Consider the following 16,877-nt stretch of genomic DNA (forward strand, 5'->3'; position numbering starts at 1 on the left):
ACAGAGTTAGCCGGTGCTTATTCTGTCGGTAACGTCAAAGCACTAACGTATTAGGTTAATGCTCTTCCTCCCAACTTAAAGTGCTTTACAATCCGAAGACCTTCTTCACACACGCGGCATGGCTGGATCAGGCTTTCGCCCATTGTCCAATATTCCCCACTGCTGCCTCCCGTAGGAGTCTGGACCGTGTCTCAGTTCCAGTGTGACTGATCATCCTCTCAGACCAGTTACGGATCGTAGCCTTGGTGAGCCATTACCTCACCAACTAGCTAATCCGACCTAGGCTCATCTGATAGCGCAAGGCCCGAAGGTCCCCTGCTTTCTCCCGTAGGACGTATGCGGTATTAGCGTCCGTTTCCGAACGTTATCCCCCACTATCAGGCAGATTCCTAGGTATTACTCACCCGTCCGCCGCTCTCAAGAGGTGCAAGCACCTCTCTACCGCTCGACTTGCATGTGTTAGGCCTGCCGCCAGCGTTCAATCTGAGCCATGATCAAACTCTTCAGTTCAAACATCTTTGGGTTTTGAGAAAACCCTAAACTTGGCTCAGCAATCGTTGGTTACATCTTTGATTTCTCGCGGAGTAACTTGTGATGCTGATAATCTTTTTGACTATCAGTCTGACTCCACAAGCACCCACACGAATTGCTTGATTCAGTTGTTAAAGAGCGGTTGGTTAAGCTTTCGCTCAACCGAGGCGCGCATTCTACAGCAGCCTCTGTTGCTGTCAAGCGGTTATTTAAGAAGTTTTCAAAGTTTCGCTTGGAAATCTTTAACAACTTCAACCACTTGCGCTTTCGATCTCTCGTTAGCGGGAGGCGAATTCTACAGCGTTACACGCTGCTGTCAACACCTCATTTCCTGCTTCGATGACTTGAAGCTGGCACTGCCGAAAACCAATCCAACTCATTGATACTCAAGGAGTTTTCCGTTTCGACTGCGCCGGAAGTGGGGCGAATTATAGGCCGTTGAAAATCTGGGTCAAGCCTTTATTTCATATTTCTGTCATATCGCCTTAAAAGCCTCAAAAGCAGAGGCCAGCCTGACGGCTGGCCTCTCTTCTTCTATATGGAGCCTCTGCGAACCTTACAAACTCGGGAAAGCAAACTGCGACGCCTCATGACTGGCACGCTGCGGCCAACGCTGAGTGATCGCCTTACGACGCGTATAGAAGCGCACCCCATCCGGCCCATAAGCATGCAGATCACCAAACAGCGAACGCTTCCAACCACCAAAGCTGTGGTAAGCAACGGGCACAGGTAGCGGAACGTTAACCCCCACCATGCCCACTTCAATCTCGTCACAGAACAGGCGAGCCGCTTCACCGTCACGCGTAAAGATGCACGTTCCGTTGCCGTATTCGTGATCATTAATAAGCTGCATGGCCGCTTCCAGGCTGTTAACGCGCACGATGCACAGTACCGGACCAAAAATCTCTTCTTTATAGATACGCATCTCAGGTGTCACACGGTCAAACAGGCAGCCACCCAGGAAGAAGCCGTCTTCATGATCCTTGACGCTCAAGCCACGACCATCAACGACCAACTGAGCACCGGCTGCCACGCCGTCCTCGACATAACCGCTGACTTTGTCACGCGCCTGGCCCGACACCAAAGGCCCCATATCCAGACCACACGACGTGCCTGCACCGATTTTCAGCGCCTTGATTTGTGGGACCAGCTTGGCCACCAACGCATCGGCAACCTGATCACCCACGCACACTGCAACCGAAATCGCCATGCAACGCTCACCGCACGAACCGTAGGCAGCCCCCATCAGAGCACTGACCGCGTTATCCAGGTCCGCATCCGGCATCAGTACCGCATGGTTCTTCGCACCACCCAGCGCTTGAACACGCTTGCCGCGCTTGGTCCCTTCGGCATAGATGTACTCAGCAATCGGCGTCGACCCCACAAAGCTCAACGCTTTGACTTCTGGCGCCTCAATCAGCGCATCAACTGCACCCTTGTCGCCATGCACCACGTTCATCACACCTTTGGGCAAACCGGCTTCCTGCAACAACTGTGCGATTAACAACGTCGAGCTTGGATCACGCTCGGAAGGTTTAAGGATGAAACAGTTACCGCACACAATCGCCAACGGGTACATCCACAGCGGAACCATAGCCGGGAAGTTGAAAGGCGTAATACCCGCAACCACACCTAACGGCTGGAAATCCGACCATGCATCAATATTCGGTCCTACATTACGGCTGTACTCGCCCTTCAGGATTTCAGGCGCAGAACACGCGTACTCAACGTTCTCAATCCCGCGCTTCAGCTCACCCGCAGCATCTTCCAACGTCTTGCCATGCTCTTCGCTGATCAACTGCGAGATCCGCGCTTCGTTCTGCTCCAGCAGTTGCTTGAAACGGAACATCACCTGAGCACGCTTGGCCGCAGGCGTGTTGCGCCATGCCGGGAATGCTGCCTTGGCTGCATCGATAGCCTTTTGAATGGTTTCGCGGCTGGCCAGTGGCACTTGATGAATCACTTTACCGGTCGACGGGTTATACACATCGGCGGTACGACCGGAATCGCTCAGCAACTCGCCATTAATCAAATGTTGAATGGTGCTCATGGGTGCTCCAAAAAGTTGCCCACAGGCGCGAACGCTGCGCGCCTGTATGAATTGCAAAAAAATCGCTTCTATATAAAGAAGGATCAGTCGATCTGATTCAGCGCTTCGCCGACCGCATCGAACAGACGATCCAAGTCTTGCGGCTTGCTGTTAAAGGTTGGCCCGAACTGCAGCGTGTCACCACCAAAGCGCACGTAGAAGCCAGCCTTCCACAACTTCATCGCCGCATCGAATGGACGCACAATCGCATCGCCATCACGTGGGGCGATTTGGATCGCACCGGCCAAGCCGTAGTTACGAATATCGATGACGTTCTTCACGCCCTTCAAACCATGAATGGCATTCTCAAAATGCGGCGCGACTTCAGCCACGCTCTGCACCAGGTTTTCCTTTTGCAGCAACTCCAGAGCAGCCAGTCCCGCAGCACACGCCACCGGGTGAGCCGAATAGGTATAGCCGTGTGGGAATTCAACTGCGTACTCAGGCGTCGGCTGATTCATGAATGTCTGATAAATCTCGCTGGTCGCAATCACTGCGCCCATTGGAATTGCTCCGTTAGTGACTTGCTTCGCAATACACATCAGGTCAGGCGTTACGCCGAAGCTGTCAGCGCCAAACATCGAGCCTGTACGACCAAACCCGGTAATCACTTCATCGAACACCAACAGGATGTTGTGCTGATCGCAGATTTCACGCAGACGTTTCAGATAACCCTGCGGCGGAACCAGTACACCGGCGGAACCGGCCATTGGCTCAACAAACACTGCCGCGATGTTCGAAGCATCGTGCAACTCAATCAGCTTGAGCAACTCATCAGCCAGTGCGATACCGCCCAGCTCCGGCATGCCACGAGAAAACGCATTGCTCGCCAGCAGCGTGTGCGGCAAGTGATCGACATCCATCATCGCCTGACCGAACAGCTTACGGTTGCCGTTCACTCCGCCCAGACTTGTGCCGGCAATATTCACCCCGTGATAACCGCGGGCACGACCAATCATCTTGGTTTTGGTCGACTGGCCTTTCAAACGCCAATAGGCACGCACCATCTTCACTGCGGTATCCGCACACTCCGAACCCGAGTCAGTGAAAAACACATGGTTAAGGTTGCCCGGGGTCAGGTCAGTAATCTTCTCAGCCAACTGGAATGACAGCGGATGCCCGTACTGGAACGCTGGCGAATAATCGAGTGTGCCCAGTTGCTTGGCCACAGCTTCCTGAATTTCTGTGCGGGTATGCCCTGCGCCACAAGTCCACAGACCTGACAATGAATCGTAAATTTGCCGACCCTTCTCGTCCGTCAGATAGCTCCCCTTGGCCCCAACGATAAAACGCGGGTCACGATGGAAGTTACGGTTGGCGGTGTAAGGCATCCAATGAGCATCCAGCTTGAGCTGGCTAGTCACTGTAATGTCGGCGTTTTCAGGCATGTTCATCGGCAAAACCTCGCAAAGCAGAAAGCGGCGTGGGATTGAAAGCGTGGTTGCAGCTAAATTGCCACGCCTATAAAGTCGATGAAATTCAACTCTTCTAACCTTTAGTTAGGCGATTACTAAACTATGAGCAGCCGTCGTCCCGATGCACTGGCCCAAGTCAGCGACTTTGATATTCGACTGCTGCGCATCTTTCGCAGCGTCGTAGAGTGCGGTGGATTTTCGGCAGCAGAAACCGTGCTCGGGATTGGACGCTCGGCCATCAGCCAACAAATGAGCGACCTCGAACAACGCCTGGGTTTGCGCCTTTGCCAGCGTGGTCGCGCAGGTTTTTCGCTGACAGAAGAAGGCCGTGAGGTCTATCAGTCATCACTGCAATTGTTGGGTGCACTCGAAAGCTTTCGTACAGAGGTCAACGGCCTGCATCACCATCTGCGCGGCGAGTTGACGATCGGTCTGACAGACAATCTCGTCACCCTGCCGCACATGCGCATCACCCATGCCCTGGCCCAACTCAAGGAACGCGGGCCTGACGTGCAAATTCACATTCGCATGATCGCCCCCAACGAAGTTGAACAAGGCGTACTCGACGGCCGCCTGCATGTCGGCGTAGTCCCCCAGGCCAGCGCACTCTCAGGACTGGAGTATCAACCGTTATACAGCGAGCGCTCGTTGCTCTACTGCGCCGTCGGCCACCCACTGTTTTATGTCGACGACCGCCAACTGGAAGATCAGCGCCTCAATGAACAGGATGCGATTGCTCCGACCTTTCGCCTGCCCGCCGACATTCAGGCGCACTATCAGGCGCTCAATTGCACCGCCAGTGCTTCCGACCGGGAAGGCATGGCCTTCTTGATTTTGACCGGGCGTTACATCGGTTATCTACCCGATCACTACGCCAGCTTTTGGGTTCAACAGGGTCGCCTTCGCGCCTTGAAAGCCAAAACGCGCTTTTATGACTTAAGCCTGGCGTCTGTTACCCGCAAAGGACGTCGCCCGCACCTGGTGCTGGAAAGTTTTCTTGAGAGCCTGGAAGCGACGCGTTAACGTGAAATAAGCGCGACAACACAGAATGCGCCCACATAGATTGCCTTGGAAAACCTATGACCTTTGAAGTCCCATCCCACGATGGAAAGCCCGCTGGCCGAATTCGTCAAAAGAACGAAGAAACCATTCTCAAAGCCGCTGAGGATGAGTTTGCCCGCCACGGCTTCAAAGGCACCAGCATGAATGCCATTGCACTCAAGGCAGGCCTGCCCAAAGCCAATTTGCATTACTACTTCACCAACAAGCTTGGGCTCTACATTGCGGTGTTGAGCAATATCCTCGAATTGTGGGACAGCACCTTCAACACCCTGAAGGTTGAAGACGACCCAGCTCAAGCACTCAGTCACTACATTCGCACCAAGATGGAATTCTCACGTCGCCACCCCCAGGCCTCGCGGGTATTTGCGATGGAAATCATCAGTGGCGGGATATGTCTGACCGAGTACTTCACGCAAGACTACCGCGCCTGGTTCCAAAGCCGCGCCGCCGTGTTCCAAGCCTGGATCGATGCCGGAAAAATGGATCCCGTCGACCCCGTGCACTTGATCTTTCTGCTGTGGGGCAGCACCCAGCACTACGCTGACTTTGCCACCCAGATCTGCCGCGTCACTGGCCGCACCCGCTTGACTAAACAAGACATGCAAGACGCCAGCGACAACCTGATTCGAATCATCCTCAAAGGCTGCGGCCTCACACCCACCGCCGAAGCCCGGAACTGACATGCCTTCTACCCTCACCGGCCTTTGCGAGTACCGCGAAGAAATCCGCAAAAGCCGCTTCATCACCCTCGCCGCGCCAATCACCAGCCCCCAGCAGGCCCAGGACTTCATCGAGCAACACAGTGACCTTAACGCCACGCACAATTGCTGGGCCTGGAAGTTCGGCGATCAATATCGCAGCAGTGATGATGGAGAACCCGGCGGTACGGCGGGTCGCCCGATCTTGTCAGCCATTGAAGCGCAAGACTGCGATCAAGTCGTGGTGCTGGTTATTCGCTGGTACGGGGGTATTCAACTGGGCACCGGCGGGCTCGCACGGGCTTATGGCGGCGGCGCAAACAAATGCCTGCAAAATGCAGAAAAACGCCCGCTCATCAACCGCGTAGCGCTCCACTGCTCATGCAGCTTCAGTGAACTGGCTTTGGTGAAATTACGCTTGGCCGAACTCAATGGCCTGCTCATTGACGAAACCTTTACCGCCAACGGTGTTGATCTGCAACTGGCGCTAGGCGAAGAGCACATAACATCCCTGCAACAGCAGCTCGCAGACATCAGTCGCGGCAGAATCTTGCTGCACCGGGACACGTTTGACAGCGCCCCATAAAAACCTGTGATTAACCTGCACTACAGTTGCCCACAATCACTGTGCACCCGGCTGTGGATAACCTGAGCACACACCGCGGCAGCCCTTATGCAGCGGGCTTTCCGGCATTTTGTACACTTTTTAACCAAGCTGCTGGATGATTTCGTAATTTGTCGTAAAAACAAACAGTTAGACCGGGTTATCGCGGTTAGAACAAAGCAGCCCAGTGCTTATATCCCACCGATCGAGTTGCGCACAGTTCCTGTGGAACAACCTGTGGATAACCCGTGTAAATTCCTCGCGGATTCAGCCCCCATAACGCTTACTTAATCCTGTACGTTTTTTAACCAATTCAAGTCACTTAAAACCATCGCCGCAGCCAATTTTTCTTAACGCCCTACCCAAGCGATTCCATAAGCACACGCATAGAAGCTGGGAACCTACAGAACGAAGGAGTAAAACCTTCAACGCTGACTTCCTTTTACTTTTCAGAGGGTGAAACTCATGACAGCAAAAAAAGCACTCATCGTCGGTGCCTCACGAGGACTTGGCCTCGGCTTGGTCACTGCGTTATCGAACGAAGGCTGGCACGTGACGGCGACCGTCCGTGACCCTCAACGAGCCGATGCGTTGAGAACGCTGGATAACGTGCAGGTTGAACAACTCGATATCGATAACCTGCATGCCATCAAAGCACTGCACCAACGCTTAAACGCAGAGGTCTTCGACTTGGTTTTCATTAACGCTGGCATCAAAGGCCCGGATGACCAGACACCGGGCAGCGCCAGCCTGGCTGACATCGGTCAGCTCTTCATGACCAACAGCGTTGCACCGATTAACGTGGCACAGGCCTTCGTCGCCAACATCCGAAAAGGCGATGGCATCCTGGCATTTATGAGTTCACGGCTGGGCAGTGTCACCATCCCCAACGCACCGCAATTGGCACTCTACAAAGCCAGCAAGGCAGCGCTCAACTCGTTGACCAATACGTTCATTACCCAACTGGGAGATGAGCGGCCTACCGTGCTATCCATGCACCCTGGCGTGGTCAAAACCGAGCTGAGCGGTGGAGAGGGAGACATAGATGTCGACACCAGCATCCGTGGCATCGTAGAGCAACTAAAGGCATACGCTGGCAAAGGCGGCCATCACTTTATCGACTACAAGGGTCAGACCATTCCTTGGTAACCGTGAGATGGGCAGCCTGCACAGGCCGCCCTTCTGAATTACAGGCCCAGCAACGACAGCATGATGAACGTTGCAAACAACACGAAGTGCGTCATGCCTTCAATGGCATTGGTTTCACCATCATTCAAATTGATCGCACAGACCACCAGGGTAATCAGCACCATCACCGTCTGCACCGGGGTCATGGCCATCTGAAAGGGCTGCCCGGTATACAACGCCATGGCCTCCATCACCGGCACCGTCAAAATCACCGTCGACAGCGAAGCACCCAAGGCCACATTCACCACCGACTGCATGCGGTTGGCCAGCGCGGCCCGTAAAGCAGTCAAAATTTCAGGAGCGGCCGAAATGGCGGCCACCAAAATAGCGGTAATCACCGGCGGGGCTCCCGTGCCCTCAAGGCCAAGGTCCAGCGCTTTGGACATCACCTCCGCCAGCGCTCCGATCACAATCACACCCAGCCCCAAAACAGCGACCGACCATTTCACGTTAGCAGGCGTCCCTTCTGGCTCACGCTTGCGGCCTTTTTTCTCCGGGTAGCTGTAACTGAAAAAGTAGCTGTGCGGCCCCACCTGCATCCGTAAAAACAAGGTGTAAAGCAGCACCATCGCGCCAATGGTGAAAGCGGAGTAAATCTTCCAGTCCGCCTCGGGGATAAATTCCGGCACCACCATCGACACACCCATGGCCGTCAGAATCATCACGCTATAGGTGCGGGCCGAATCATCGTTGTAGGACTGCTCGCCGTGTTTGATCCCACCCATCAATGCAGCCAAACCGAGAATGCCGTTGATATCGAGCATCACCGCCGAATAAATCGTGTCTCGCACCAACGTCGGTGACGCTTCGTTGCTCATCATGATGGCTAGGATGACCACTTCCACCAACACAGCTGACAAGGTCAGGATCATCGTCCCATAGGGGTCGCCAACCTTTTCAGCCAGCACCTCGGCATGATGCGCCACGCGCATCGACGCACAGACAATCGCGGCGATCAGCACAAAGCCTCCCACCAAGGCAAAAACCTGGCCACTGTTCAGCAGCCAATGCTCGAGCGGGAACGCCACACCGGCCATGACTATCGCCAGCAGCAGAAGTTTTTCGTCTTTCAATAAAGTCAGCATCGCGGGCCTTTTTACCGGGAATCGAATACACGTTGTGAGGTTACAGACTGCCGCAACTTGCTAACGTTTCGTTACATGTTAGTTCACAGGCACGCGACTCGAAGACGCTCTCACCCCCCTTGGCCAAGAACGGTGCGACAAATGGCGGGGGCTTTTTTACAAGCTGTGTCGCCCAGCGCCTGTAGAATGCCGCCATCTGCACCTGATTTGATGAGAAAAAAGTATATGTATGACTGGCTGAACGCCCTGCCAAAAGCAGAACTGCACCTGCACCTTGAAGGCTCCCTGGAGCCCGAACTGCTGTTCTCACTGGCCGAGCGCAACAAAATCGCCTTGCCTTGGAATGATGTTGAAACCTTGCGCAAAGCGTATGCCTTCAACAACCTGCAAGAGTTCCTCGACCTCTATTACAAGGGCGCGGACGTCCTGCGCACGTCTCAGGACTTCTACGACCTGACCTGGGCTTACCTGTTGCGTTGCAAGGCACAGAACGTCATTCACACCGAACCCTTCTTCGATCCGCAAACCCACACCGACCGCGGTGTGCCTTTTGAAGTGGTACTGAATGGCATCGCCGCTGCACTCAAAGACGGCGAACAGCAACTGGGTATCACCAGCGGCTTGATCCTGAGCTTCCTGCGCCACTTGAGCGAAGATGAAGCACAAAAAACCCTCGACCAGGCACTGCCATTTCGCGATGCCTTTGTCGCCGTTGGGCTGGACAGCTCAGAAATGGGCCACCCGCCGAGCAAGTTCCAGCGAGTGTTTGACCGCGCCCGTCACGAAGGTTTTCTGACCGTGGCCCACGCTGGCGAAGAAGGCCCGCCGGAGTACATCTGGGAAGCCATCGATCTGCTGAAAATCCAGCGCATCGACCACGGTGTGCGCGCGATTGAAGACGAGCGTTTGATGCAGCGCATCATCGACGAGCAAATCCCGCTGACCGTCTGCCCGCTGTCCAACACCAAACTGTGCGTGTTTGATCACATGTCGCAACACAACATTCTCGACATGCTTGAGCGCGGCGTGAAAGTCACCGTCAACTCCGACGACCCGGCCTACTTCGGCGGCTACGTGACCGAGAACTTCCACGCGCTGTACACCGATCTGGGCATGACCCAGGATCAAGCCAAGCGCCTGGCGCAAAACAGCCTGGACGCACGGCTGGTCAAACCGTAAACCCCACCTGCCTTCTGTGGGAGCGGGCTTGTCTCGCGATCTTTTAAAAGATCAAAAGATCGCGAGACAAGCTCGCTCCTACACAGGGTCAACGTTTCAACGGGTACAAATGGCTCAACCCTGCACACCGTTCACTCAACATGTCGCGCAGCAGCTTTACCGGCTTGCTCAACTGCGCTCGATGGCTGCACAGCATATTCAAGGGCGCCCGCTCGCACCTCAGTTCGGGCAATAGCACCTTCAGCCTCCCCGCCGTCACATCCCCCGCCACGTCCAGCCAGGACTTGTAAGCAATTCCAGCCCCGGCAATCGCCCACAGACGTACCACATCAGCATCATCACTAAAACGATCACCGCTGACCGTCAGCCCTAACTCACGTTTGCCGTCATCAAACTGCCAATAGTCGTGAACCCGCGTACCCAGCATGTACAACAGGCAATTATGTTGCAGCAAGTGTTCCAACTGACGAGGCTCGCCCCTGCGGGCCAAGTAATCAGGCGACGCACACAGCACTCGCCGATTATCGGCGGCCACCGGTAGCGCAACCAGACTGGAATCTTCCGGTTCGCCATAGCGCAGGGCAATGTCCACCGGCTGGCGAAACAAATCGGCAATCCGGTCGCCCAATAACAGCCGCACGGTCAACTGCGGATGCGCGCGCTGGAACTCATCCAGCCATGGCAGTAACAGATTGCGTCCAAAGTCCGACGGGGCCGAAAGCTGCAACACACCGCTCACCTGATCTTGTCCACGGGCTAAAAGGCGTCGTCCTTCATCAAGGCTGCTCAAGGCCGTACGCGCATAGTCGAGAAACCCCTGCCCCTCTGCCGTCAGGCGCAAGCTGCGAGTGGAACGCGCCAACAATCGGGCCCCCAACTGCGCCTCTATCCGTTTGAGCGCGGCACTCGCCACAGCGGGCGACATGTCCATCACCCGCGCGGCCGCCGACAAGCTGCCCAAATCAGCGGCGCGAACAAACAATTGCAGGTCATCGAAACGCAGCATCCAGAGCTCATCCTCGCCATTATCAAAATATTATTGAAAGAGACTGCTGTTTTAGCCGGTTTTATCGCCCTGTGAAATGGTTAATCATCGCCTCACTTTCGTACTCACATTTAGGACTTGCCCCATGAAAGCTATCGCCTACTACCAGTCGCTGCCGATTCAAGACCCTAATGCCCTGCAAGACATCGAGCTGCCCGAGCCCGTGGCTGGCCCACGTGACCTGCTGGTGGAGGTCAAAGCTATTTCTGTGAACCCGGTGGACACCAAAGTCCGGCAAAACGTGCAGCCCGAAGCCGGTGCCGCCAAAGTGCTGGGCTGGGATGTGGCGGGTGTGGTCAAGGCCGTCGGCAGTGAGGTCAGCCTGTTCAAGGTGGGCGACAAGGTTTTTTACGCGGGCTCCATCGCCCGCGCGGGTGGCAACAGCGAGCTTCACGTGGTGGATGAGCGCATTGTCGGGCACATGCCCAAGAGCCTGGGTTTCGCCGAAGCCGCGGCGCTGCCCCTGACCGCCATCACCGCCTGGGAACTGCTGTTTGAACGCCTGGGTATCAAAGAAGGTAGAAACGATGAGCAACAAAGCCTGCTGATTGTCGGCGCGGCAGGCGGCGTCGGCTCCATCCTGACCCAACTGGCCAGCCAGTTGACCGCGCTCAAGGTGATTGGCAGTGCCTCACGCCCCGAAACTCAAGACTGGGTACGCGAGCTGGGGGCCGATGTCGTCGTCGATCATGCGCAACCCTTGAGCGAAGAACTCAAGCGCCAAGGCATGAGTGCAGTCACTCACGTCGCCAGCCTGACCCAAACCGATCAGCACCTGGACCAACTGGTCGAAGCCCTTGCGCCACAAGGCAAGCTAGCATTGATCGACGACCCTAAAGCCCTCGACATCACCAAGCTCAAGCGCAAAAGCCTGTCGCTGCACTGGGAGTTCATGTACACCCGCTCACTGTTCGAAACCCCGGACATGATCGAGCAACACACCCTGTTGAACCGGGTGGCCGAACTGATTGATGCAGGCACATTGCGCACCACCGTGGGTGAGCACTTTGGCACCATCAATGCCGCTAACCTGCGCCGCGCACATGCGCTGCTCGAAAGTGGCAAGTCCAAGGGCAAAATCGTCCTTGAAGGGTTCTGAGTCATGCGGCGGGGACTGAAACGGCCAATTTATAACCGTCAGTCAGAGACTTGATGTCCGTCATCTTCCTCAACGTTTTCGGGCATACACTGGCCACCTTTGCCAACCAAAGGAGGCCAGAAATGAAAATCCTGATAAAAGCGTTAGCAAGATCCCGTGACTGCCAATGGCAGGTTCAAATCGACCAGCAAGCCGTGAATTTTCGCAGCGAAGCCGAGGCCAAAGCCTTTGTGGATAAACTGCAATCACGCTTGCAAGCCCCGCACACATTGCCCGAACGCTTGGTGGGGTAACTCAGACAGCGTCTTGAGCGGCGATCCGCGCGGTGTATAAACGGCGGGTCGCCATTCCGATTGCCACTGCCAGAATCCCGCACAAGGTGATGACCATCGCCATGGGCATCGCACTGCCATCGTGCAACACGCCCACCAATGAGGCCGCCCCGGCAGCGACGCTGAATTGCAAAAAGCCCAACATCGCTGAAGCACTCCCCGCTCGCGCGCCCTGCCCGTTCATGGCACACGCCGAGGCGTTAGGGATAATGCACCCCAAACTGGCGATACACACAAACAACGGAATCAGCAACGGCCACAACTGCTCGGTGTGCAAGGCGCTAATGCCCAGCAACGCAAGGCCCGCCGCCAGATACACCCACACGGTGCGCGCCAGCAAAAAGCCTGGTTCGCGCTTGGCCAGCAAACGAGCGTTCAACTGAGCGACCAAAATAAAGCCTGCCGCGTTGCTGCCAAACAGCCAGCCATAGTGTTCAGCGGGCACGCCGTAGAGTTTGATAAATACGAAAGGTGAACCGGCGATGTAGGCAAACATCCCGGCCATTGCGATCCCCCCGGTCAGTGCATGTCCCAGAAATTCGCGATCCTTGAGCAAACGGCCATATTGGCGCAGCGCACCCGACAACGGTTGGCGCGGAACGTTGGCCGGTAAGCTTTCCGGCAAACCCAGCGCCACGGCCAAGGCCGCCAGCGCGCTGAAGCCGGTCAGCACGATAAAAATCGACTGCCAGCCGTACACATTTACCAACAGGCCGCCCAGCATTGGCGCCAAGATCGGTGCCAGCCCCATCACCAGCATCAGCTGTGAAAACACCTTGGCCGACCCCACCGCGTCGCACTTGTCACTGACAATCGCCCGCGATAGCACCATTCCGGCGCAACCGCCCAGCGCCTGGACAAAGCGCGCACCGATCAGCCACTCAAGGGTGGGAGCAAAGGCACAGGCAAAGGAACCCAGCGTAAACAGACCCACGCCAACCAGCAGTGGCACCCGTCGACCAAAACGGTCAGCAATCGGGCCATACACCAGTTGGCCGATGGACAAGCCCAGAAAGTAGACCGCGAGCGTGAGTTGAATGTGCTTCTCATCAGTGGCAAAGGCTTGAGCCATCGCCGGAAAGCCTGGCAAGTAGAAGTCGATCGCCAGGGGACCAAAAGCGCTGAGAGCGCCCAGAATCAGGATTGTTCTAACGTTCATCAGGTATCCAAATCGAAGTGCGATTAGCGCAGCCCGATAGTCTAGCCGTGGTTGCAGACGTTGAACATAAAGATAGCGAGCTAGCTAATAAAACCTCTGTAGGAGCGAGCTTGCCTCGCGATCTTTTGATCTCTAAAAAGATCGCGAGACAAGCTACAGTATTTTGCGTCAAGCCTTGGCGAGCACTTCAAAACCGGCACCTTCAATCGCACCGACGATGTCTTTTGCAGCCAGCGCGCTTTCAACCTTAACGGTCTTGGTCGCGAGATCGACGTCTACAGTCGAGTCAGGATCAATGCGCTTAATCGCGTTAGTCACACCCCGTACACAACCGCCACAGGTCATTCCATCCACTTTAAAAGTCTGCATGATGAAGCCTCCTTTGTTTGAGATGGCTGCAGCATTCACCTTGCCATCGTGGCAAGGTCAAGCCCCTTGTTGCGTCAACACGCTGGCAATCTGAACCTTGCTCGGCCAAGCTGAATGCCTTGTGATTTGAAAACAGGGTACCGAGCCATGCGCAGGTCCGTTTTGAGCCTAGTCAGTCTTCTAAGTCTCGCCAGCTTGCCGTTATGGGCACATGCCGATCAGGACTATGGCGTGCTGATCATTTCGCGCGAGCGACTGGAAGTCCCCACTCACTGCGAGATCGGGGTGTACATCGATGACCAACTGGCCGGCCGATTGTTTCAAGAACAGGCGCAGTCCTTCAATTTGCCACCCTCCACTGTCGACATCCGCCTCAAGCTACTGCCCGGACAAGCGCCCGGCTGCTTGCCCGGCATGCTGGTGCCGCCCGCACAGGCATTCACGCTAAAAGCCGGTGATGTGCGCAAATACCGGATCGCCCTCGGCAAAGACGGCATGTACCTCAAACCCGCCACACTGGAATATTGAACTCACGCCGAGCGCACCAATAAAGCACAGCAAGAAGCCTTGACCTTGCCATGGGGTCAAGGTCGATTCTATGGACAGATAACTTCTTGAGGAGGACTGCTCGTGCTCACCCAATTCGACCTGCCGATTGACGGCATGACGTGCGCCAGCTGTGCTGGGCGCGTCGAAAAAGCCCTGGCCAACGTCCCGGGGGTCAGCTCGGTCAGCGTCAATCTGGCAACCGAACAGGCGCGTGTCCAAGCCCCTGCGCAGAGTTTGCCCGCACTGGTCCAAGCCGTGCAGCAAGCAGGCTACAGCGTCCCGGCACAGAGTCTGGAACTCGATATCAGCGGCATGACCTGCGCCTCTTGCGCCGGGCGTGTCGAAAAAGCCTTGGCCAACGTCGCAGGCGTCGAACGTGCCAGCGTCAACCTGGCCAGCGAGCGCGCCCATGTCGAACTGCTCGGCCAGATCGATCCGAACCTGCTGATCGACGCCGTCAGTCAGGCGGGCTATAGCGCCAGCCTGCACCAGGCGCAAAACCCGCAAGCACTGCAAGACGATCAGAAAAAGCGCCTGCGTCGCGAGCGTTGGTCGCTGATTCTGGCCATCGTGCTGGCGTTGCCGCTGGTTCTGCCAATGCTGCTCATGCCGTTGGGTATTCACTGGATGCTGCCCGCGTGGGCACAGTTTGTACTCGCCACGCCGGTGCAGTTCATTTTGGGTGCACGCTTCTATATAGCCGCATGGAAAGCCGTCAAGGCCGGCGCTGGCAACATGGACCTGCTGGTCGCCCTCGGCACCAGCGCTGGCTACGGCCTGAGTCTGTACGAGTGGGCCATCGCCGCGCCGGGCAGCACACCGCATCTGTATTTCGAAGCATCGGCCGTCGTCATCGCCTTGGTACTGCTGGGCAAATACCTCGAAAGCCGCGCCAAACGTCAGACCGCCAGCGCCATTCGAGCCCTTGAAGCCTTGCGCCCTGAACGCGCATTGCGGGTGATCGACGGTCAGGAACAAGACGTCGCCATCAGCGACTTGCGCCTCAATGATTGGGTGCTGGTCAAACCCGGCGAGCGTTTCCCTGTGGATGGCGAAGTGATCGACGGCCAAAGCCACGCCGACGAAGCCCTGATCAGCGGCGAAAGTCTGCCCGTGCCCAAACAGCCTGGGGATAAAGTCACCGGCGGCGCCATTAACGGCGAAGGCCGCCTGGTGATCAGAACCCTGGCTCTGGGCACAGAAACCGTATTAGCGCGCATCATTCGCTTGGTCGAAGACGCTCAGGCCGGGAAAGCACCGATCCAGAAACTGGTGGATAAAGTCAGTCAGGTCTTCGTCCCGGTCGTGCTCTTGATCGCTCTCGCCACCCTGCTCGGCTGGTGGTTCTATGGCGCGCCGATCGAGACCGCACTGATCAACGCCGTGGCCGTATTGGTCATCGCTTGCCCGTGTGCGCTGGGGTTGGCAACACCCACTGCAATCATGGCCGGGACCGGCGTGGCCGCACGCTACGGCATTCTGATCAAAGACGCCGAAGCCCTCGAACGGGCTCACGAAGTCAGCGCTGTGGTCTTCGATAAAACCGGCACCTTAACTTCGGGCAGCCCGCAAATTGCCCACTTCAGTGCGCTGGATGGCGACGAAGCCAGCCTGCTGCAAACCGCCGCAGCCTTGCAACGTGGCAGCGAACACCCGCTGGCCAAAGCCGTACTTGACGCCTGCGCCGCCCGTCACCTGAATGTGCCGGATGTCACGGACAGCCAATCACTCACAGGCCGGGGTATTGCAGGGACGCTGGAGGGCCGTCGCCTGGCCTTGGGCAATCGCCGCTTGCTGGATGAAACGGGGCTCAACCCTGGTTCATTGGCTGAGTCCGCAGCCGCCTGGGAAAACGAAGGCCGCACTTTGTCGTGGTTGATCGAGCAAAGCCCGCAGACTCGCGTGCTAGGGCTGTTTGCCTTTGGTGACACGCTCAAAACAGGGGCGCAGTCGGCGATTCAGCAACTCACTGCGCGCCATATCAGCACTCACCTGCTGACCGGCGATAACCGCGGCAGCGCACGCGTGGTGGCCGAGGCGCTGGGCATTGCCGATGTGCACGCCGAAGTGCTGCCCGCCGACAAGGCGGCCACTGTGGCCGAACTGAAAAAAACCGGCGTGGTGGCCATGGTCGGAGACGGCATCAACGACGCCCCGGCCCTGGCAGCGGCCGACATTGGCATCGCCATGGGCGGCGGCACTGACGTGGCCATGCACGCCGCCGGCATCACCCTGATGCGCGGTGACCCGCGACTGGTGCCCGCGGCCTTGGAAATCAGCCGTAAAACCTACGCTAAAATCCGCCAAAACCTGTTCTGGGCCTTTGTCTACAACGTGATCGGGATTCCGTTGGCGGCCTTTGGCTTTTTGAACCCGGTGCTGGCAGGCGCGGCCATGGCATTCTCCAGCGTCAGCGTGGTCAGCAACGCATTGTTACTGAAGTTCTGGAAACCCAAAGACCTTGAGTAGGAGG

General features: G+C 56.5%; 15 protein-coding genes and 1 rRNA gene (1 of these 16 cut by a window edge). 9 read left to right on the top strand and 7 right to left on the bottom strand.

The window, feature by feature from the left end; genetic code table 11:
• From RHM56_RS19870 to RHM56_RS19880, 3 genes are all read right to left on the bottom strand, one after another.
• Window positions 1–510 (bottom strand): 16S ribosomal RNA (locus tag RHM56_RS19870) (it extends 1,027 nt beyond the left edge of the window).
• A 577-nt stretch (window positions 511–1,087) separates the two neighbouring features.
• On the bottom strand, window positions 1,088–2,581 hold the full coding sequence (locus tag RHM56_RS19875; RefSeq protein ID WP_322235240.1) for a CoA-acylating methylmalonate-semialdehyde dehydrogenase: 1,494 nt from the start codon (window positions 2,579–2,581) through the stop codon (window positions 1,088–1,090).
• Between the two features lie 83 nt (window positions 2,582–2,664).
• Window positions 2,665–4,014, bottom strand: coding sequence for an aspartate aminotransferase family protein (locus RHM56_RS19880; RefSeq protein ID WP_322235242.1), 1,350 nt, complete (start codon window positions 4,012–4,014; stop codon window positions 2,665–2,667).
• 123 nt (window positions 4,015–4,137) lie between these two features.
• On the opposite strand from RHM56_RS19880, the gene RHM56_RS19885 reads away from it, so the two are divergent.
• From RHM56_RS19885 to RHM56_RS19900, 4 genes are all read left to right on the top strand, one after another.
• Window positions 4,138–5,058, top strand: coding sequence for a LysR family transcriptional regulator (locus RHM56_RS19885; RefSeq protein ID WP_322235244.1), 921 nt, complete (start codon window positions 4,138–4,140; stop codon window positions 5,056–5,058).
• Between the two features lie 56 nt (window positions 5,059–5,114).
• Window positions 5,115–5,777, top strand: a complete 663-nt coding sequence (locus RHM56_RS19890; RefSeq protein WP_322235246.1) for a TetR/AcrR family transcriptional regulator — start codon at window positions 5,115–5,117, stop codon at window positions 5,775–5,777.
• A 1-nt stretch (window position 5,778) separates the two neighbouring features.
• Window positions 5,779–6,381 carry a YigZ family protein gene (locus RHM56_RS19895; RefSeq protein ID WP_322235249.1) on the top strand — a complete coding sequence of 201 codons (603 nt, stop codon included), beginning with the start codon at window positions 5,779–5,781 and terminating at the stop codon, window positions 6,379–6,381.
• Between the two features lie 483 nt (window positions 6,382–6,864).
• Entirely contained in the window at window positions 6,865–7,548 is a 684-nt protein-coding gene (locus RHM56_RS19900) for an SDR family oxidoreductase (RefSeq protein WP_322235252.1), read from the top strand.
• Between the two features lie 38 nt (window positions 7,549–7,586).
• Here RHM56_RS19900 and RHM56_RS19905 read toward each other — a convergent pair whose 3' ends face one another.
• Window positions 7,587–8,672, bottom strand: coding sequence for a calcium:proton antiporter (locus RHM56_RS19905; RefSeq protein WP_322235255.1), 1,086 nt, complete (start codon window positions 8,670–8,672; stop codon window positions 7,587–7,589).
• Window positions 8,673–8,897: 225 nt separating this feature from the next.
• Here RHM56_RS19905 and RHM56_RS19910 point away from each other — a divergent pair, with 225 nt between their 5' ends.
• Complete coding sequence (locus tag RHM56_RS19910) at window positions 8,898–9,851, top strand: adenosine deaminase (RefSeq protein ID WP_322235258.1); 954 nt, start codon at window positions 8,898–8,900, stop codon at window positions 9,849–9,851.
• An 88-nt stretch (window positions 9,852–9,939) separates the two neighbouring features.
• Here the strand turns inward: RHM56_RS19910 and RHM56_RS19915 are convergent, their stop codons facing one another.
• Entirely contained in the window at window positions 9,940–10,857 is a 918-nt protein-coding gene (locus tag RHM56_RS19915; RefSeq protein ID WP_322235260.1) for a LysR family transcriptional regulator, read from the bottom strand.
• A gap of 124 nt (window positions 10,858–10,981) precedes the next feature.
• Between RHM56_RS19915 and RHM56_RS19920 the strand changes: the two genes are divergently transcribed.
• Window positions 10,982–11,995, top strand: a complete 1,014-nt coding sequence (locus RHM56_RS19920; RefSeq protein ID WP_322235263.1) for a zinc-binding alcohol dehydrogenase family protein — start codon at window positions 10,982–10,984, stop codon at window positions 11,993–11,995.
• A 122-nt stretch (window positions 11,996–12,117) separates the two neighbouring features.
• Window positions 12,118–12,288 (top strand): hypothetical protein, encoded by a 171-nt coding sequence (locus RHM56_RS19925; protein WP_322235265.1) that lies wholly within the window; start codon window positions 12,118–12,120, stop codon window positions 12,286–12,288.
• Window position 12,289: 1 nt separating this feature from the next.
• On the opposite strand, the gene RHM56_RS19930 is transcribed toward RHM56_RS19925, so the two are convergent.
• Both RHM56_RS19930 and RHM56_RS19935 read right to left on the bottom strand, forming a co-directional pair.
• The gene (locus RHM56_RS19930; protein ID WP_322235267.1) at window positions 12,290–13,486 is read right to left on the bottom strand and encodes a multidrug effflux MFS transporter; all 1,197 of its coding nucleotides are present in this window, start codon (window positions 13,484–13,486) and stop codon (window positions 12,290–12,292) included.
• Between the two features lie 168 nt (window positions 13,487–13,654).
• On the bottom strand, window positions 13,655–13,855 hold the full coding sequence (locus RHM56_RS19935) for a heavy-metal-associated domain-containing protein (protein ID WP_322235270.1): 201 nt from the start codon (window positions 13,853–13,855) through the stop codon (window positions 13,655–13,657).
• Window positions 13,856–14,002: 147 nt separating this feature from the next.
• On the opposite strand from RHM56_RS19935, the gene RHM56_RS19940 reads away from it, so the two are divergent.
• Both RHM56_RS19940 and RHM56_RS19945 read left to right on the top strand, forming a co-directional pair.
• Entirely contained in the window at window positions 14,003–14,383 is a 381-nt protein-coding gene (locus RHM56_RS19940) for a hypothetical protein (protein WP_322235273.1), read from the top strand.
• Window positions 14,384–14,479: 96 nt separating this feature from the next.
• Window positions 14,480–16,873 carry a heavy metal translocating P-type ATPase gene (locus RHM56_RS19945; RefSeq protein ID WP_322241819.1) on the top strand — a complete coding sequence of 798 codons (2,394 nt, stop codon included), beginning with the start codon at window positions 14,480–14,482 and terminating at the stop codon, window positions 16,871–16,873.
• Window positions 16,874–16,877: the final 4 nt, after the last annotated feature.

Origin of the sequence: Pseudomonas sp. CCC3.1 (assembly GCF_034347405.1) — a bacterium.
In the GTDB taxonomy this organism is placed as follows: domain Bacteria; phylum Pseudomonadota; class Gammaproteobacteria; order Pseudomonadales; family Pseudomonadaceae; genus Aquipseudomonas.